Below are 19,987 nucleotides of genomic sequence, written 5' to 3'. Positions count from 1 at the left end.
GCATGGAATACACCGGGGGAAAGCGTATTTCGGCGTGTGCGCGGCGGTCCGCGGACGCCGTGCCCGATTATGGTCCGGTGACGAAGCCCGAGTTGACGGCCGCGGCCGTGCAGGCGGAATTGGCCGCGGTCGCCGATCCCGGTGACGCCGTGCATTTGCAGCGCTTCTTCAAGACCGGGCCGGGGGAGTACGGCGCGGGTGACGAATTCATCGGCGTGCGCGTGCCGCAGACCCGCAAGGTGGCCAAACGTTTCGCCGAACTGCCGCTGGCGCAGATCGACCTTTTGCTGGACAGCCCGGTGCACGAGTATCGCCTCGCGGGTCTGGTGATTCTGAACGGCTGGATGGCACGGGCGGTCTCGCCCCGGCGTCGCGATATCGCGGCGCAGGAGCGAATCATGGAGTTGTATCTGGCCGCGGTGCGCCGGGGCCGGGTGAACAACTGGGATCTGGTGGACGCGTCGGCGGAATACACCCTGGGTCCGTGGTTCGCGGAACGTTCGCGCGATCCGCTTTTCCGATTGGCGGCGCGCGAGTCGCTGTGGGAGCGGCGGGTGGCGTTGCTGACCACGTTCCACTTCATCAAAGCCGGTGATCCGGCCACCACCGTCGAACTCTGCGAACTGCTGCTGCCCGATCGCCGCGATCTGATTCAGAAGGCGGTGGGGTGGATGCTGCGCGAGATCGGCAAGCGGGTCGATCAGGGGACGCTGCTGGCCTTCCTGGACGCCCACGCCGCCGATATGGGCCGTACTGCGCTGAGTTACGCCACCGAACATCTTTCTTCCGAGCAACGGCAGCACTACCGATCCCTGCGTTGACCTTGCTATAAGACGTGCTCCAGGGGGTGCGGCGAACGCGCCGCCCCCAGGTGTTCATCTTCCGTTAAGTTTACGTTCATTTGGCGCAATCATTCTGTGACTTGCCAAGAACAGACCGTGCGTCCGGTTATAGCCCGGATGACTCGACCTCCATGCGGAAATCCGCCGCGGGGCGAGGCGGTGTTCACCACACAAGTCAGCAGGTCATCCTTTGCGAAAACTGTTTCCCCTTGTCGTCCTGGCCGCGGTCGCCGCAGCCCCCGCCGTGACCGCGCACGCCGATGTCGCCGGCGTCCCGCAGGAACTGCAGCAGCCCGTCGAGCAGGCGCAGCAGTTCGCGCGCACGCTCCCGGAGCCGCAGCAGGACCAGGTGCAGCAGTTCGTCCGGACGCTGCCCGCGCCGTACAACGACCTGCTCCCGCCGGTGTTCGAGAACAACCTCGACGGCTGGATCAAGAACGCGCTGCACGTGATGGCCCAGCACGGCATCCCCGGCGACTACGACAGCATCCACCGCAACATCATTCGCGAGTCCGGCGGCAACCCGCAGGCCATCAACCTGTGGGATTCCAACGCGGCCATGGGCATCCCGTCCAAGGGGCTGCTCCAGGTGATCGATCCGACCTTCCAGGCGTACCACGTCGAGGGCACCTCCTGGGATATCTACGATCCGGTGGCCAATATCGCCGCCGCCTGCAACTACGCGGCGCACCGCTACGGCACCATCGCGAACGTCTTCGGCGCGTACTGATCCCGCAACGTCGATCGGCCGCCGCGACAATGTCGCGACGGCCGATTTCGGCATCCGGTGAACCGGTTCTAGAACTGGATCTTCAGGCGGTCGGTGACCGGCCGGGCCTGGCAGCCGAGAATGTAGCCGTTGGCGATGTCCTCGGGGTCCAGGATTTCGGCGTTCTCCATTTCGACCGAACCCTCCACGACGGTGCACGCGCACGAGCCGCATTCGCCCTCGAGGCAGGAGTACGGCACGTCGAGTCCCTTGGACAGCATGATGTCCACCAGGGTCTGGCTACGCGGCCAAGTCATTTCGTGGGTCTGCCCGTCGAGTTCGACCTCGACGGTCGCGGCGTCGGCCGCTTCCTCGTCGCTGATCTCGGTGGGCGCGACATCGGCGAACGGATCGCCGGACAGCGAATTGAAGACCTCGGCGTGCGTGCGATTGCGCGGTACCTCGAGCTGGGCGAGCGCGTCGTGCACCCGATCCATGAACGGCTTGGGTCCGCACATGAACGCTTCGTACGCGGCGTAGGGCGCGGTGAGGGTGGCCAGCGCCTCGACGGTCGGCAGGCCCTGCAGCGGTTCGAGCCAGTGCAGCACGAGCAGTCGCTGGGGGTGCTTGTCGGCGAGTTCGCGCAGCTCGGCGGCGAAGATGACCGATTCCAGATCGCGGTTGGCGTACACGACCACGATGCGGCCGTTCCCGCGCGCCAGTGCGGATTTGGCGATGGACATGATCGGGGTGATGCCCGAGCCCGCCGCGAACAGCAGCAGATCGGTGTCCAGGTTCTTGGGGGTGAAGACGCCGGACGGCGGCAGCACCTCGATCTCGGAGCCGGCGATCAGGTTGTCGCACACCCAGTTCGAGCCGTAGCCGTCGACGGTGCGCTTGACCGTCACCTTGAGCTTGTCGTCCACGTGCGGCGAACTGGCCAGCGAATAGCAGCGGGCCACCGATCCGGTGAGCTCGCTGGGAATGCGCAGGGTCAGGAATTGGCCCGGCTGGTAGCTGAAGCGCTCCCGCAGTTCCTCGGGAATGTCGAATACCAGCGAGCAGGCGTCGGCCGTCTCATTGATGACCGCGGAGACCCGCAGCACGGCTGACCGCGAGCTGTGCGGTACGTCGACGGTGGTCATAGTGTCCTCTCGAACCGACAAACTAGAACGTGTTCTAGTTTGACTATACGTGGCTGTCGCGCTGCCGGACAAGCTGAGCCTCGAGTCCGGCGATCAGCACGTCCATGGAGAAGTCGTAGGAGTATTTCCCACGCAGGTCGCCCATATGCTTCATGGCCCGTTCGACGGCTTCGGGCAGCACCCGATCCGCGAGGGCCCCGTGATCGCGCGGGTTCACCTTGCCGCGGCCGAACAGGTAGGTGTGGATGGTCGCATACGCGGACAGCACATTGCGCTCGTCGAATCCGGCGTCGAACAGGATTTCCATGACGGCCGCGATGAGATCGAGCTGTTTGCCCAGCATCTGTTCGATCAGCACATCGCCGAGACCCGGGTGCCTGCGCAATTTCTCGTCGATCTGGTCGATGAGGTCGCGCAGGCGCATTTGCCACCCGCCGAATTCCGGTGGGGGCTTGCGCACTCCGGTGAGCGCGGCGGTGGCCACCAGATCGAGTAGCTCGCGTTTGTCCGCGACGTAGTAATAGGGGGCCATGGGGGAGACACCGAGTTCGCGGGAGAGCCGTCGCATGGAGAGTTTCTCCACGCCGTCCTGTCGAACCACGCGCAACGCGGCTTCGACGATCTCCGATTCCGAGAGGGTGTTGCCGCCCCCGCCTGTCTGCATGCGCCCGACTCCCATACCACCTCGACCACCGTGGGCCCGGAATTTCGGACCCTGCCTGTTACCTGCCGCTTTTCCTGTTTTTCGCAGGTGCGCCAGCCATCCCGCAGTCTAGAGCGCCGCCCGGCGCGATGGTCCGGCCCCGGGAGAGCGCGATGAGGAAAACGGACTATCCGACGAGCGGCGGCGCGCCAATCATGATTGCCAAGTGTGTGCTGGCCTAGCATTCCTGGAATGCGCCATGATCGTCTTCCCGATGGTTTCGGGGTGCGGATCGATCCCAGGGTGCGCACTTACTCCGGTGGACGGTTCCTGGTCGGTGGCTCACCGACCCGAATGCTCCGCCTCGCACCGGAGGCTGCGGCCATGATCGGTGACGGGTACCTCGAGGTGACAGACCCTACGTCCGCTCGAGTTGCCAGACGTCTGCTCGATTCCGGGGTGGCGAATCCGCGTCCGCGCCTGCTGCCTTCGCTCGAGGACGTCACCGTCATCGTGCCCGTGCACAACGACCCGGAGGGACTCGCGCGCCTGCTCACGGCGCTGCGCGGGTACACCGTGATCGTGGTGGACGATGGTTCCGACAAGCCCGTGCGCATTCCGGCCAACCGTGCCCATCGCTGCCGGGTGACCGTGCTGCGGCGGGATCGCCGCCGCGGTTCGGCCGCCGCGCGCAACTTCGGATTGCGCTCGGCCGCCACCGAATTCGTGGCCTTCCTGGATCCGGACGTGGTACCGCGCACCGGGTGGCTGGAGGTCATGCTCGGGCACTTCAGCGATCCCAAGGTCGCCCTGGTGGCCCCGCGGATCCTGGCCATGGATCCCGATTCCACGCTCCTGGCCCGCTACGAGCACACCCGCGGTTCGGTGCACCGCGGCCGCCGCGAGTCCGCGGTGCAGGCGCACGGCGCGGTGCCGTACGTGCCGAGCACCGCGCTGCTGGTGCGCAGGCTGGCCCTGTTGTCCGAGGGCGGTTTCGATGAATCCATGGCCGCCGGAGGCGATATCGACCTCTGCTGGCGCCTGGACAGCGCGGGCTGGCGACTGCGGTACGAACCCGCCGCCCGTGTCGCGCACAGCAATCCGGTGTCCCTGCGAAAGTGGTTCGCTCACAAGGTGAACCATGGGACGGGGGTGGCTCCGCTGGGGCGGCGGCATGCGGGAATGGCCGCGCCGCTGTCGATTCCCATCTGGACCGCGGTGGCCGCGCTGCTGTTCGGGACGCTGACCCGCTGGGGCGTGCTCGGCGGGGCGGTGACCCTGGTCGCCACGCTGTTCCGACTACGCAGAGTGTTCGCGGACCTCGACAATCCGACGCGGGTGGCGGCCATATATATGGCGCGCGGTTTCTCCGGCGGGCTCTGGCGTCTGGCTTCCTCCCTGTGCCGGCACTATTGGCCGGTCACCCTGCTGGGCATGCTCTGCTCCCGGCGCATCCGCCATCTCGCGGTCACCATCGCGGTGGCCGACGGTCTGGCCGACTGGTTCATCCATCGCGAGTCCGGCAGTCTCGATCCCGCCCGCTACGTGGCCTGCAAAACCCTGGACGACGTCGCCTACGGAACCGGCCTGTGGTGGGGTGCGGCGCGTTTGCGCAGCGCCGCGGTCCTGCGACCCACCCTGCCGCCCAACTGAATTCCCACCCCGTACCCGCGCCCGGCCGGCCGTGCCGCCAGGCGCCGGACGCGGGTGCGGATCCCCGCCGCGCCGGGCGCGGCGGTCCCGGACAGCGCCCGTGCGCGTCCCTTCCCGAACCGCCCGCTAACGGCCCGTTCTCCCGGCCCGCGGCCCCGCGCCGCCCGCCCGGCCCGGGCGTGGAAATCCTCGCAGTGCCTGCGCTTACACCGTGAGGTGTGAGCTCGCCGGGCATACCCGACTTGGCGAGGGTCACATTTCGCGAGGCTCGGATCCGGGTGTGACCTGCGGGACAAACGAACGGCTTCGTACTTCGGTTCGGATCGCCGTCGGTACTCTTTGGTTCGGGAAAGAAAGGCAAATGGTTAGCAATCTCGCAGGTGGGAGCAGTCCGCAGCACGGCGCCGAGCCGGGCACTCAGTTGGGTGCGCTCGAGGCCTATGCCGCGCAAGCCCACGGATACCTCAGTGTGGGCGGCGACCAGCTCGGTCAGCTACCGGGTCTGTTGCGACCCATGGTGCTGGAGTCGTGGTTGCGCAGCCTGCGCGGCGGGGTCGATCCACTCGATGAAAACGACGGCCGCGGACTGCGCGGAGCCGATCTCGAACGCTATCGCGACGCGCATCCGATCGCGGCGGTCATGCCGCTGGTGGACAAGCTGCTGTTGCGCGATGCCACCAGCACGGGCCTGATCGTGGTGGTGGCCGATCAGTTCGGCCGGGTGCTCTCGGTGCACGGCAATCCGGATCGGGTGCAGGCGGCGTCCGAGGCCGGGGTGCGCGAGGGCAACGACCTCAGTGAGCGCCGGGTCGGCACCAATGCGGTCGGCCTGGTGGTGCGCACCGGTCGCGCGGCCTGGATTCACGGTCCCGAACACTTCCTGCATCGCATGCATCAGATCACCGGAGCCGCTGCGCCCGTACATGATCCGGACGGCAGGCTGGTCGGGGTGCTGATGATCGCCGGTGGCGTGCGGGTGGCGCGGCCGGAGATTCTGGCGCTGGTCAAGGCGGCGGCCACGGCCATGGAGATGGATCTGCTGCTGGCCGCGGTGCGGTCGGGGCAGGATCGCCGGGCCGGGGAAGCGCCGGTGCCCGAGCGTCTGGGGCTCGAGGTGCTGGGTCTGGGGCAGCCGCAATTGACGGTGGCCGGCGAGCGAGTTCCGCTGTCGCAGCGGCACGCCGAGATTCTGCTGCTGCTGGGCGAGCATCCCGAGGGCCTGTCCGCGGATCATCTGGCGTTGCTGCTCGACGACGCGGATCTGGACAACGCCACGATTCGCGCCGCGATGTCCCGGCTGCGCTCGGTGGTCGGTCCCAATGTCTTCGGTTCGCGCCCGTACCGGCTGCGGGTTCCGATCGCCACGGATGTGGAGGCGCTGCGTGCCGCGCTCGATTCCGGGGACGTGGACTCGGCGGTACGGCTGTACTCGGGCCCGGCGCTGCCGCGTTCGAACGCTCCGGGAGTTATAGACATTCGCGATGAATTGCGCGTGCGGTTGCGCACGGCCGTGCTGCGCTCGGGGGAGACCTCGGTGCTCAGCCGATGGACCGCGGGCGCCGAAGGGCGTGACGATGCTGCCGCGTGGGCGGCCTATCGGGCCACCGTGGACCGCGATTCACCTCTGTATGCCCAGATCGAGGCGAAGATTCGCGTGCTCGATCGCCGCCTGGGTGCGGATGCAACGCAGATGCAACGTTTCGACTCATAGTCTTCGCAATCGGAAGTGCCCTCGGTCACATGTTGGCCTTGTCATGTGGCTGCACCCACATTTATCGCGGTCTCCGCGTAATCTCCCCAACCAACTAGACGCTCGTCCAACTTTTTTCGGGGAAAAAGTTCCGTTTTATTCACGTACCGCCTAGTCTTCGCAATGCATGGACGGCAAGTGTGATGCAGGCGACAACGCGAGGTTCGCGGACGGTCGCGGTGCGCATCGCTCGGCGGTGAGTTGGAGGAGATCGGCAAGCAGTACACCCATGGTGTGAACGGCCATCGAGCCGTCGCATCCCGATCGTGGATCGCGGGGACCCCGATCGGTTCGAGCGCTAGTTGAAGCACGCGCGTACACGTCGTGGAAGACGTCGCGCATTCGTCGAATCACCCAGGAGCAGTGCGAATTTCGCGGCTTCGGGTATCGGATCCCTCGATACCCAAGGCCTATTTCGTGCTGCCCGGAAACCCGTTCGGCCGCATAGCGGGCAAGTCTGAAGAAGGAGGCTCTGGTGCAGGGTACGGAGTTGGGGAGTATCGGTCCGGACAACGCGTCGCGGCGCGATGCGACGGCCGCCGGCAGCGACCTGAACGTGGATGTCGCGCAACTCCCGCCGGGCGCCTCGGAGCCCTTCCCGCTCGGTCCCGCCCAGGTCGGACTCTGGTACGCGCAGCTGCTCGAACCCGACGTCCCGGTCAATATGGCCCAGTACGTCGACATCCAGGGTGACCTCGACGTCGACCTGCTCTTGCGCGTCGGCGACGAGGGCGTCGCGATCTGGCGCACCTCGCAGCTGCGTTTCGCCGAGGTCGACGGACAGCCCTGCCAGTACCTCGACCTCACCGCCGTCGACTCCCCGCAGGTCTACATGGATCTGCGCGGCGAAGCGGATCCCATCGCCACCGCACACGCGTGGATGCGCGCCGACCTGGTCCGCCCGCTGGATCTGCTGACCGATCAGCTGTTCGCGCCGACCCTGATCCACGTCGCCGACCAGCGGTACTTCTGGTACGTCCGCGCCCACCACATCGTCGGCGACGGCTACGCCGCCATGAGCGTCATGCAGTGGACCGCCAAGCGTTTCACCGCGCATCAGCTGGGCCTCGAGCCCGAGGTGGTCAAGGTCGGCACCCCGCAGGAGATCGTGGCGGGCGAACTCGCCTACCGCGAGAGCACCCGGTTCGCGGTCGACCGCGCCCACTGGGCCGAGCGCACCCGCGGCCTGGACGGCGCGACCACCCTGAACAGCCGCACGGCCCCGCGCAACGCGGGCAACCGCGTGTTCGGCGCCGCGCTGCCCGCGAAGCTGCAGGAGCGCATCGAAGAGGTTGGCGCGCAGAGTGATTCGGGTCTTCCGGTCGTCGTGCTCGCGGCGTTCGCGGCCTACCTGGGCCTGATGACCGGCAAGCCCGAAGTCGTGCTGAGCCTGCCGGTGACCGCGCGCACCACCGCGGTCATGCGCCGTTCGGTCGGCATGCTGTCCAACATCGTGCCGCTGCGCATCGGCCTCGGCGTCGAGGCCACCTGGGGCGATCTGCTGACCGCGACCCGGGTCGAGGTCTCGGGCGCGCTGCGGCATCAGCGCTACCGGCACGAGGACATTCGCCGCGACGCCGAGCACGAGGACCGCCCGGCCACCCGCGCGCTGTTCGGCCCGATGGTCAACATCATGCTGTTCCACAACCGCCTGGACTTCGGCGAGTTGAGCGGGCGGCTGCACATTATGTCGACCGGCCCCATCGAGGACATGAGCCTCAATGTCTTCTACGGCGACAACGACCGGGTCCACCTCGACTTCGAGGTGAATCCGAATCTGTACTCCGCCGGCGAGATCGCCCGGCATCACGCGCGATTCCTGCGCCTGCTCGAGCGCCTGGTCGAGACCGATCCGGCCACCCCGATCACGGCGCTGGACGTCAGCACCGAGCTGGAGCGCGACGTCGTGCTGCGGCTGTGGAACAGCACGGCCCGCCCGGTCCCGGCCGGCGCGACGCTGGTGTCGATGTTCGAGGACCAGGTCGCGCGTACCCCGGCGGCGCCCGCGCTGCGTTTCGCGAACGAGCCCGAGCGCGATCTCGACTACGCGGGTCTGGCCGCGCGCGTCAACAAGCTGGCCCGCCATATGATTTCGGCCGGCGTCGGTCCGGAAGACCGGGTCGCGCTCCATCTGCGCCGGTCCCCGGAGCTGGTCATCGCCATGTACGCGGTGCAGGCCGCGGGCGCGGCCTACGTGCCGCTGGATCCGGACAACCCGGCTGACCGCATCGCCCACATCCTCGACACCGCCGCTCCCGCACTGGTGCTGACCAGGACGGCCGATCGCCCGGCGGACGAGATCGCCGCGGTGTGCGTGGACGAACTCGACCTGGACGCCGTCTCCGGCGCGCCGATCGCCGCCGGTGAGCGGCGGTCCGCGCTGCGGCCGGAGAACACCGCCTACGTCATCTTCACCTCCGGTTCCACCGGCCGCCCCAAGGGCGTCGCCGTCACCCACGCCGCGATCGTGAATCGCCTGGTGTGGATGCAGAGCGCCTACGAACTGGGCGCCGCCGACGTCGTGCTGCAGAAGACGCCCGCGACCTTCGACGTCTCGGTGTGGGAGTTCTTCTGGCCCCTGCAGACCGGCGCGACCCTGGTGCTGGCGCAGCCGGACGGCCATCGCGATCCGGCCTATCTGCGCGCGGTCATCGCCGAGTACGGCGTGAGCGTGGCCCATTTCGTGCCCTCGATGCTGGACGCGTTCCTGGCCGGGCTCGCGGACGAGCACGTCGCGGGCCTGTCCGGCCTGCGGCACGTGTTCGCCTCGGGCGAGGCGCTGCCCGCCCGCACGGCCCAGCGCCTGCGCGCGGTGCTGGGCCGCGCCGGGTCCGCCGCCGCGCTGCACAATCTCTATGGCCCCACCGAAGCCGCGGTCGATGTCACCTTCCACGAGGTCACGGCCGCTGACACCGAGTTCGTGCCGATCGGCGCGCCGGTGTCCAATACCCGGCTGTACGTGCTCGACGCACGTTTGCGGCCGGTTCCCGTAGGGACTCCGGGTGAGCTGTATCTGTCGGGGGTTCAGCTCGCCCGGGGCTACGTGGGCAATGCCGGACTGACGGCCGAGCGTTTCGTCGCCGATCCGTTCGCGGGCGGCGAGGGACACGGTGGTCCCGGCGAGATGATGTACCGCACCGGCGATCTGGTGAGCTGGACCGAGGACGGCGAGCTGGAGTACCTGGGCCGCACCGATTTCCAGGTGAAGCTGCGCGGGCTGCGGATCGAGCTCGGCGAGATCGAATCGGTGCTGGCGGCGGTGCCCGGCGTGGAGCGCGCGGTGGTGCTGGTGCGCGAGGAGCAGTTGGTGGCCTACGTGGTCTCCGACCTCGAGATCCAGGAGACCCGCCTGCGCGCCGCGGTGGCCCGGGCGCTGCCCGCGTACATGGTGCCCGCCGCGTACATGGTGCTGAAGGCCCTGCCGGTCAACGCGTCCGGCAAGCTCGATCGCGCGGGCCTGCCCGCGCCGGTCCGGGTGGCCGCGAGCTACGAGGCCCCGGTCTCGGTGGTCGAGCAGGCCGTGGCCCGGGTGTTCGCCGAGACCCTCGGCGCCGAGCGGGTCGGTCGCACCGACGACTTCTTCGCCCTGGGCGGCAACAGCCTGAACGCGACCCAGGTGGCCGCGCGGCTCAACGCCGAACTGGGCTGCCGGCTGACCGTCCGCGAGATGTTCGCGGCGACCAACGTGGCCGAGCTGGGCGCGGTCATCGACGCGCAGTTCCTCGACGAGGACGCGAATGACACAGCGGCACTTCAGCTTACGGCGCGTCGTGGTGACGAGCGCCCGGAGAACATCCCGCTGTCTCCCGCGCAGCAGCGCATCTGGTTCCTGAACCACTTCGACACCTCGGCCGCGAACTACAACATGCCGTTCGTGGTGCGCCTGCGGGGCACGGCGGATCTGGCGGCCCTGCGCGCCGCGGTCGCCGATGTGCTGGCCCGGCACGAAACGCTGCGCACGCTGTTCCCGGTGGTCGCGGACGGTCAGGCCTGCCAGCGCGTGCTGCCGGTGGATCGGCTGCCCGAGCTGGTCGCGCACGAGGTGGTGACCGACGGCGCCGAACTCGACGCCGCGCTGTCCGCCATCGCCGCGCGCGGATTCGATCTCGAACACGAGATTCCTTTCCGTGCCCGCGTTTTTACAGTGCTTGACGCCGTCGCGGAGAGTGCCGCGACCGGCGATCCGGTCTCGGAGATCGAGGCCGCCGCCGCGTCCGGGCGCTACGCGCTGGCGATGGTGCTGCATCACGTTGCCGCGGACGGGCTTTCGCTGCCGATCCTGGCGCGCGATCTCATGCTGGCCTATGCGGCGCGCTCGGCCGGGCAGCAGCCGGGCTGGGCCGAACTGCCGGTGCAGTACGCCGATTACACACTGTGGCAGCGCGATCGCCTCGGCGACGCGGCCGACGCGACTTCGCTGCTGGCCACGCAGCTGGGCTTCTGGCGCACGGCGCTGGCGGGCGCGCCCGATCTGCTGGAGCTGCCGTCCGATCGCCCGCGCCCGGTGCTGGCCAGCGGCCGCGGCGGCAAGCGCTCGATCGAGCTGCCCGCGCAGCTGCACGCCCGCATCGTGGAAACGGCCCAGGCCGAGAGCGTTTCGACCTTCATGCTGGTGCACGCCGCACTGGCCGTCCTGCTGTCTCGTTTGTCCGGTGAGTCCGACATCGTGATCGGCACGCCGGTCGGCGGCCGCGGTGCGCGCGAACTCGACGACCTGATCGGCATGTTCGTCAATACGCTGCCGCTGCGCACCGAGATCGACGACAGCCTCGAGTTCCGCCAGCTGCTGCGGCGGGTGCGCGAGACCGATCTCGCCGCCTTCGCGCACGCGGATGTGCCCTTCGAGCAGCTCGTCGAAGCCCTGAATCCGGCCCGCTCGCAGTCGCGTCATCCGCTGTTCCAGGTGGCGTTGTCCTTCACCGCCTCGGGTGATATCAGTGTCGAACTGCCCGGATTGCTTGCCACGGCGGGTACGCTGGAGACGGGAGTGACCAAATTCGACCTGTCGGTCGCGGTCACCGAAAGCTTCGTCGGTGCCGGTCCCGGGGAAGGTCCGGCACCGACGGGGATCACCGCGGAGTTCGAATTCGCGGCAGATCTCTTCGACGCCTCCACAATTGACGTCTTTGCTGACCGTTTTGTCCAGTTGCTGACGGCCATCACCGCGGATCCGGCCACCATCGTGGCCGCTCTGCCGTTGCTGTCCGAGGTCGAATACGCCGATCTCACCGATCGTTCCGGCGGACCCGTGCAGACCGGTCGTGTCATTCCGGATCTGCTCGCGGCGGCCGTCGCCGCCAATCCGGACGGCATCGCCCTGGTCGACGGCCCGCGCGAGCTCACCTACCGCGAACTCGACGCGGCCTCGAATCGGCTGGCGCGCCTGCTGATCGGCCGCGGGGTCGGCCCGGGTGACCTGGTGTCCCTCGGCATGCCGCGGTCGCTGGAATCGGTGCTGGCCACCTGGGCCATCAGCAAGACCGGCGCGGGCTGGGCCCCGGTCGATCCGGCCTACCCCGCCGAGCGCGTCGCGCGCATGGTGGCCGACGCCGGCGCCGAGTACGGCCTGACGCTGTCGGCCGTTCGCGCCGGGCTGCCGGACTCGGTGTCCTGGCTGGCGCTGGACGACGAGCTGTTCCGCGCGGCGGTGGCGGCCTACGCCGACGACGCCGTCACCGATCGGGATCGGCTGCGCCCCTTGCGCACCGCCGATGTCGCCTACGTCATCTACACCTCCGGATCCAGCGGTGTGCCCAAAGGCGTGATGGTCACCCACGAGGGTGTGCCGTCCTTCGCCGCGGGCGAGGTCGAGCGCTTCCTGGTGCGGCGGTCGTCCCGCGTGCTGCACGTCGCCTCCCCGGCCTTCGACATCTCGGTCGGCGAACTCGCCATGGCCATCGAGGCCGCGGCCACCCTGGTGGTCGCGCCGCCCGAGGCGGTCATGGGCGCCGAGCTCACCGGCGTGCTGCGCACGCACCGGGTCACGCACGCGTTCATGACCCCGTCCGCCCTGGGCACCGTCGATCCGCTCGAGGCCCCGGACACCGCGGTCGTGGTGGTCGGCGGCGAGCCCTGCCCGCCGGAGCTGGCGCGGCGCTGGGCCGAGGCGGGACGATCCTTCGTCAACTGCTACGGACCGACCGAAACTACCTGTGTCACACAGGGTTCCGTGCCGCTGGCGGCAACGGACGAGCTGCACATCGGCCCGCCCTTCGCGGGCGTGTACGAGTGGGTGCTGGACGAGCGCCTGCGCCCGGTGCCGATCGGCATGGTCGGCGAGCTGTACGTGGGCGGTCCGCAGCTGGCCCGCGGCTACCGCGGCCAGGCCGCGCTGACCGCCGGCCGCTTCGTGGCCTGCCCCTGGGCCCCGGGCGAGCGCATGTACCGCACCGGCGATCTCATGCGCTGGACCCCGACCGGTTCCATGCAGTGCCTGGGCCGCAACGATTCTCAGGTCAAGCTCCGCGGCTACCGCATCGAGCTGGGCGAGATCGAATCGGTGCTGGCCGAGCACCCGCAGGTGCGCCGGGCGGTGGCGGTCAAGCACGCGCACGCCACCCGCGGCGATCAGCTGGTCGCCTACCTGGTCTCCGATGTCGCCGAACTGGACCTCACGGCGGTCAAGGCCGGGCTGACCGGACGGCTCGCGCCCTACATGGTGCCGTCCGCGTTCGTGGTGCTCGACGAGATCCCGTTCACCGTCAACGGCAAGCTGGACTACCGCTCCCTGCCCGAGCCGGTCTTCGAGAGCGCGGTCTACCGCCGCCCGGGCACCGTCACCGAAGAGCTGGTCGCGGGCGTTTTCGCGGAGCTGCTCGATGCCGAGCGGGTCGGCGCCGACGACGACTTCTTCACCCTGGGTGGCAGCTCGCTGCTGGCGGCCAAGGCCGCCGCGCGCCTGGGCACGGTGCTGAACACCACCGTCGGCGTGCGCGTGCTCTTCGAGGATTCCACCGTGGCCGGGCTGGCCGCGCGGGTGGACGCCGGTCTCGGTGAGGCCCAGCGCCCGGCGCTGATCGCGGGCGAGCGTCCCGAGCAGCTGCCCCTGTCGCCCGCGCAGCAGCGGATGTGGTTCATCAACCGCTTCGATCGCGAGTCCATCGCCTACAACCTGCCGATCGCGCTGCGCCTGACCGGCGCGCTGGACGCGGCCGCGCTGGCCGCCGCCTTCGGCGACGTACTGGCCCGGCACGAGACGCTGCGCACCTACTACCCCGAGACCGAGGCCGGCGCGGTGCAGGTGATCGCGCCGGTGGCGCAGACCTTCTCGGGTCTGCGCACCACCTCGCTCACCGAAGCCGAACTGGCCGTGCGGGTTCCGGAGATCCTGACCACCACCTTCGACGTCACCGCCGAGGTCCCGATCCGGGTCGAGCTGCTGCGCGTGCTGGACGAGGCGGGCGAGTTCACCGGTGAGCACGTGCTCGCCGGTGTGCTGCACCATATTTCGGCCGACGGCTCCTCGGTGGTGCCCTTCGTGCGCGATCTCATGGTGGCCTACGGCGCGCGCCTGGGCGGGAGCGAGCCCGCGTGGACCCCGCTCGCGGTCCAGTACGCCGATTACGCGCTGTGGCAGCACGCGCTGCTGGGCGCCGAGGACGACGCCGACTCGGTGGCCGCCCAGCAGCTCGCCTACTGGAAGCAGGCTCTGGCCGGACTGCCCGATCAGCTGGATCTGCCGGCCGATCACCCGCGTCCGGCGCGACAGACTCTGCGCGGCAAGCAGATTCATCTCGAACTCGACGCAGCACTGCACGCCCGCCTCGCCGAGGTCGGCCGCGGGCGGGGCGCGACCCTGTTCATGGTGGTGCACGCCGCGTTCAGCGCGCTGCTGGCCCGCCTGTCCGGCACCGAGGACATCGCGGTCGGCACCCCGATCGCGGGTCGTGGCGACAGCGCGCTGGACGACGTGATCGGCATGTTCGTCAACACCCTCGCGCTGCGCACCCGGGTGGCCCCGTCCGAGCCGTTCACCGAGCTGCTTGCCCGCGTCCGGACCGGTGACATCGCCGCGTTCGCCCACGCCGACGTGCCGTTCGAGCGCCTGGTCGAGGTGCTGAACCCGGTGCGCTCGCAGGCCCGGCATCCGCTGTTCCAGGTGGGCCTGTCCTTCCAGAACTACGAGCACGCCGAACTGCGCCTGCCCGATCTGACCGTGACCGAACTCGAATTCGAGAACCACATCGCGCAGTTCGATCTGCACCTGTTCGCCACCGATCGCTACGCGGCGGCCGGCGCGCCGGACGGGTTGGACCTGACCCTGGGCTACGCCACCGATCTGTTCACCGAGGGCACGGCGCGGCACATCGCCGCCGCGCTGGTCCGCGTGCTCGAAACCATCGCGGCCGCACCGGAAACCGTGGTCGGCGACATCGATCTGCTGGGCGCGGACCTGCGCGCCCGGGTGCTGGGGGAGTGGAACGACACCGCGCGCCCGCTCGCCCCGGCGACCCTGGCCGATCTGGTCGACGCGCAGGCGGCGAGCACCCCGGACGCGGTGGCGCTGCTGTCCGCCGACGGTGAGATCACGCTCGGCTACGCGGAATTCGACGCCCGGGTGAACCGTCTGGCCCGGCATCTGATCGCCGCGGGCGTCGGCCCGGAGACCGGCGTGGTGTTGGCCATGCGCCGCGGGATCGAGCTGGTGATCGCCATGTACGCGGTGGTCAAGGCGGGCGGCGCGTACGTGCCGATCGACCCCGATCACCCGGCCGACCGCATCGCCTACATCGTCGAAACCGCCGCCGCGGCTGTCGTTCTCACCACCGTCGCGGACGGCCTGCCGTTCACGGCCCAGGTCCCGGTGTTCGAGGTCGACGCCCTCGACCTGGCCGGGGTGTCCGCCGCGCCGGTGACCGACGCCGAGCGGGTGCGCCCGCTGCGCGAGCAGCATCCGGCCTACGTCATCTTCACCTCAGGCTCGACCGGCCGGCCCAAGGGCGTGACGATCCCGCACGCCGCCATCGTCAACCAATTGCACTGGCTGCGAGCGACTTTCGAGTTGAGCGCCGCCGACCGCGCGCTGCTGAAGACGCCCGCCACCTTCGACCTGTCGGTGTGGGAGTTCTGGTCGCCGCTGACCAGCGGCGGCAGCCTGGTGGTGACCGCCGCGGGCGACGAGCGCGATCCCGATCGCCTGCGCTCGATCATCGACGCGCACGGGGTCACCGTGCTGCACCCGGTCCCGTCGTTGCTAGGCATGCTGCTCGCGGGCGGCCCGCTGCCGTCCTCGGTGCGCGCGGTGCTGGCGATCGGCGAGGCCCTGCCCGCCGCGACCGCCGCCGATTTCCTGGACGGCGGGGCGGCCGCGCTCTACAACCTCTACGGCCCCACCGAGGCCGCGGTGTCGATCACCGCGTTCCCGGTGCGCGCCCGGCATCAGCAGGCCGTGCCGATCGGCACGCCCGCCTGGAACAGCCGGGTGTACGTGCTGGACGCGCGGCTCTCGCCGGTTCCGATCGGCGTTCCGGGCGAGCTGTACCTGGCCGGCGCGCAGCTGGCGCGCGGCTATCACGGCCGGCCGGGCCTGACCGCGGAGAGCTTCGTGGCCTCCCCGTACGGCCCGGGCCGCATGTACCGCACCGGCGACATCGTGCGCTGGCGAGCCGACGGCACCCTCGAGTACGTCGAGCGCGCCGACTTCCAGGTCAAGATCGGCGGCTTCCGCATCGAGCTCGGCGAGGTCGAGACGGCGCTGCGGCGGCAGCCCGGGGTGAGCGCGGCGGTTGCCGTGGCCCACAACGGAACCGCGGGTGCGCGCCTGGTCGCCTACGCGGCCGTTCCCGGTGTCGGCGATCCCGAGCGCGAAGCGCTGGCCGCGACCCTGCGGTCCGCGCTGGCAGCGGCGCTGCCCAAGTACATGGTCCCCGCCGCGGTCACCGTCCTGGACGCGCTGCCGCTGAACGTGAACGGCAAGGTCGACCGGGCCCGCCTGCCCGAGCCGGTCTTCGCGGCCGCGGTGTACCGCGAGCCGGTCACCGAGCTCGAGCGGCTGGTCGCCGCGGGCTTCGCCGAGGTCGTCGGCGGCGCCGCGGCGGAGCTGGTCGGTGTCGACACCGACTTCTTCGCCCTCGGCGGCAATTCGCTGATGGCGACCCGGCTGGCCGCCCGCCTGGGCTCGGATCTGGGTGTGCGCGTGCCGGTGTCGGCGCTCTTCGAGGCCCCCACGGTGGGTGAGCTGGCCACCTGGCTGGCCACCGCGGACCGCTCCGAGCTGCGCCCGGCGCTGACCCCGCGCACCGACTCCGGTCCCGCGCCGCTGTCGCTGGCCCAGCAGCGCATGTGGGTGCTCAACCGCCTGCATCCCGAGTCCGGCGCGTACAACGTCCCGGCCGCCATCCGCCTGACCGGCGCGCTGGACGTGCACGCGCTGGCCGCGGCGCTGCGGGATGTGCTGTCGCGGCACGAGATCCTGCGCACCCGCTACCCGGAGAAGGACGGCGAGCCGGTACAGCTGGTGCTCGGCATCGACGAGCTGAATGCCGACCTGGCCCCGATCCGGGTGTCCGAGACCGAGATTCAGCTGCGACTGATCGAGATCGCCACGGCCGGTTTCGATGTCACCGCCGCGCCGCCGCTGCGCATCCGCCTGTTCGAGCTGTCCCCGGCCGAGCACGTGCTGATCGTGGTGCTGCACCACATCAGCGCGGACGGCTACTCGGTGCTGCCGATGACCCGGGATCTGGTGCAGGCGTACGTGTCCCGGCTCGACAACCGGGCCCCGGGCTGGTCGCCGCTGGAGATCCAGTACGGCGATTTCGCCGCCTGGCAGCGCGCGGTGCTCGGCTCGGACACCGATCCCGAGAGCCTGCTGTCGCGGCAGCTGAACTTCTGGGTGGACGAGTTGTCCACCGCGCCCGCCCAACTCGATCTGCCCACCGATCGCCCGCGCCCCGCGCGCCGCGACATGCTGGGCGCCGAGTTCGACTTCCAGATCTCGGACGAGATCACCGCGCGGCTCGACGAGCTCGCGACCGCGCAGGGCGCCACCCTGTTCGGGGTCGTGCACTCCGCGTTCGCGGTGCTGCTGGCCAAGATCTCGGGCCAGCGCGACATCTCGATCGGCGTTCCGGTCGCGGGCCGCGGCGAGCGTGCGCTGGACGACCTGATCGGCATGTTCGTCAACACCGTGGTGCTGCGCACCGAGGTGGACGCCAAGCTCTCCTTCACCGACCTGCTGCGGCAGGTGCGGGACCGGGATCTGGCGGCGTTCGCGCAGGCAGACGTCCCGTTCGAGCGGGTGGTGGAGGCGGTGCTGGCCGCCAACGGCCGTCCGCGCTCCAGCGCGGTCAACCCGCTGTTCCAGGTGGCGCTGGCCTTCCAGAACATCGCGGCCGGCGCGGTCTCGCTGCCCGGGCTGGCGCTCGAGGCGATCGAGCCCGAACTCACCGAGGCCAAGTTCGATCTGCAGCTCACCGGTATGGAGCGGCGGAACGAACTGGGCCGGGTGATCGGCCTGGACATGCGGTTCGGCTACGCCACCGACATTTTCGACGCTGGCACGGTGCGCCTGCTGGCCCAGCGCCTGCTGCTGGTGCTGCGCGCGATCATCGCCGATCCGGCGGCGCCGGTGCGCGCCATCGACATCCGGACCGCCGCGGAGCGCGACCGCCGACCGGGCGCGCCGACCGCGGCCGCCGGAGCTGCTCGGCCGCAGCAAGTTTCGGACGATCGGCCGACCGCCGATCTGCCGACCCTGATCGCGGCGGCCGCCGCGATCGACCCCGATTCGATCGCGCTCACCCACGGCGATCACACCGTCACCTACCGGGCGCTGGCCGACAAGATCGGCCTCACCGCCCGGGCCATGGGTGCCGCGGCGAAACCGGAAGCACTGGTCAACGTCGCACTCGCCGGGCTGGTGCCCGGCATCCTCACCGCGCTCGGCGGTGCGGGTCTCGGTCAAGTCCTGGGCGACCTCGCAACACAGGCCCAGGCAGTGGTTCTTCGCTCGGAAAGCTCGTCGGAAGGAAACCTCTGATGCACTACGCAGAGTCGATCGCTACCAGCCGAACCGGCCGCACGGCCCTGCGAAGGGCCTACGGCGTCGGTGATCTGCCCACCCTGATTCCCCTGGTGGCCGAGCTGGACGCCGATCGGATCGCGCTGCGCTACGCCGAGCAGACCATCGCCTACGGCGCGCTCGCCGCCGAGGTCGCGATGCTGAGCGAAGCCATGGGCGGAGCGCTCGAGCCCGAGGCGCTGGTGCAGGTCGTGGTGTCCGGGCAGCTGCCCGCGCTGATGGACGGCCCCGAGGGTGAGCTGACCGCGGTGCTCGAGGCCCTGGTCGACGACGCCGTGCTGGCGGCCTCCGGGCTGCTCGAGCCCAAGCTGGCCCCGATCGAGACCCTGACCTCGAAGTTCCGGGCCCAGGTGCGGCGCACCCCGGACGCGGTGGCCATGGAGTTCGAGGGCGCCGAGCTCACCTACGCCGAATTCGCCGACCGGGTCACGGTATTGGCCCGGCACCTGCGTGAGCTGGGTGTCGGTCCGGACGTGCTGGTGGGCCTGGCCGCGCGCCGGTCCTTCGAGTTGCTGGTCGGCATGTACGCCATCCTCGAGGCGGGCGGGGCGTACCTGCCGCTGGATCCGGATCATCCGGCCGAGCGCATCGCCTACGTGCTCGAGGTCTCCGCGCCCGTGCTGGTGCTGACCACCACGGCCGACGGCGCCGGGCTCGACACCGCGGTGCCGGTCCTGCGCATCGACGAATTCGAGCGCACCGCGGGGGAATCGGCCTCGCGCGCCGCGCTGTCCCCGGTCGATGACGACGAGCTGACCCGGACCGGCGCGGACAATCTCGCGTGCGTGCTGTTCACCTCCGGCTCGACCGGCCGGCCCAAGGGCGTGGCGATCTCGCACCGCGCGATCCTGGCGCTGTTCCGTTCGCAGCAGCGCCGCCTGCAGCTCTCGGCCGCGGACGCCATGCTCTTCAAGACCCCGACCACCTTCGACGCCTCGGTGTGGGAGATCTTCTGGACCCTGCAGACCGGCGCGCGCCTGGTCATCGCGGTGCCGGACGGGCACCGCGACACCGCCTACCTGATCCGCACCATGCGCGAATCCCAGGTCACCGCCGCGTTCTTCCCGCCCTCGATGCTCTCGGTGCTGATCGCCGAGGCCGAGCAGGATCCCGAGGGCCTGTCCGATTCCCTGCGTTTCGTCTACGTCGGCGGCGAGGCCCTGCCGCCCGCCACCGCCGCCGGCTTCCGCGGCGTCAGCGGTGCGACCCTGTACAACATCTAC

Annotated in this window: 8 protein-coding genes (1 of these 8 running past the window's edge); 6 read left to right on the top strand and 2 right to left on the bottom strand. The window is 69.8% G+C overall.

Annotated features, from left to right (window positions below; all coding sequences use genetic code 11):
* The first annotated feature begins 77 nt into the window (after positions 1 to 77).
* Both ACFVBH_RS17350 and ACFVBH_RS17345 read left to right on the top strand, forming a co-directional pair.
* On the top strand, positions 78 to 821 hold the full coding sequence (locus ACFVBH_RS17350; RefSeq protein WP_379002440.1) for a DNA alkylation repair protein: 744 nt from the start codon (positions 78 to 80) through the stop codon (positions 819 to 821).
* A gap of 211 nt (positions 822 to 1,032) precedes the next feature.
* Positions 1,033 to 1,572 carry a transglycosylase SLT domain-containing protein gene (locus ACFVBH_RS17345; protein WP_354991579.1) on the top strand — a complete coding sequence of 180 codons (540 nt, stop codon included), beginning with the start codon at positions 1,033 to 1,035 and terminating at the stop codon, positions 1,570 to 1,572.
* A 68-nt stretch (positions 1,573 to 1,640) separates the two neighbouring features.
* Here the strand turns inward: ACFVBH_RS17345 and ACFVBH_RS17340 are convergent, their stop codons facing one another.
* Positions 1,641 to 2,696, bottom strand: a complete 1,056-nt coding sequence (locus ACFVBH_RS17340; RefSeq protein WP_354991578.1) for a ferredoxin--NADP reductase — start codon at positions 2,694 to 2,696, stop codon at positions 1,641 to 1,643.
* Between the two features lie 43 nt (positions 2,697 to 2,739).
* On the bottom strand, positions 2,740 to 3,360 hold the full coding sequence (gene mftR2, locus ACFVBH_RS17335; RefSeq protein WP_354991577.1) for a mycofactocin system transcriptional regulator MftR2: 621 nt from the start codon (positions 3,358 to 3,360) through the stop codon (positions 2,740 to 2,742).
* A 231-nt stretch (positions 3,361 to 3,591) separates the two neighbouring features.
* Here mftR2 and mftF point away from each other — a divergent pair, with 231 nt between their 5' ends.
* From mftF to ACFVBH_RS17315, 4 genes are all read left to right on the top strand, one after another.
* Positions 3,592 to 4,992: a mycofactocin biosynthesis glycosyltransferase MftF gene (gene mftF / locus ACFVBH_RS17330; protein ID WP_354991576.1), complete on the top strand. Its 1,401-nt coding sequence runs from the start codon at positions 3,592 to 3,594 to the stop codon at positions 4,990 to 4,992.
* A 361-nt stretch (positions 4,993 to 5,353) separates the two neighbouring features.
* Entirely contained in the window at positions 5,354 to 6,703 is a 1,350-nt protein-coding gene (locus ACFVBH_RS17325) for a GAF domain-containing protein (protein ID WP_354991575.1), read from the top strand.
* Between the two features lie 514 nt (positions 6,704 to 7,217).
* Positions 7,218 to 18,722 (top strand): amino acid adenylation domain-containing protein, encoded by an 11,505-nt coding sequence (locus ACFVBH_RS17320; RefSeq protein WP_379002435.1) that lies wholly within the window; start codon positions 7,218 to 7,220, stop codon positions 18,720 to 18,722.
* A protein-coding gene (locus ACFVBH_RS17315; protein WP_379002433.1) for a non-ribosomal peptide synthase/polyketide synthase crosses the window boundary here: on the top strand, positions 18,722 to 19,987 show its 5' portion. The gene runs 17,859 nt beyond the window's last position; 1,266 of the gene's 19,125 nt are visible here — the first part of the coding sequence; it begins with the start codon at positions 18,722 to 18,724; the stop codon falls past the right edge of the window. Before ACFVBH_RS17320 ends, ACFVBH_RS17315 begins: the two co-directional genes overlap by 1 nt.

This window comes from Nocardia sp. NPDC057668, from assembly GCF_042799795.1.
GTDB lineage: Bacteria > Actinomycetota > Actinomycetes > Mycobacteriales > Mycobacteriaceae > Nocardia.
Note: the sequence above shows the minus strand (reverse complement) of the source record. Positions and strands in the feature narration are given on the sequence as shown.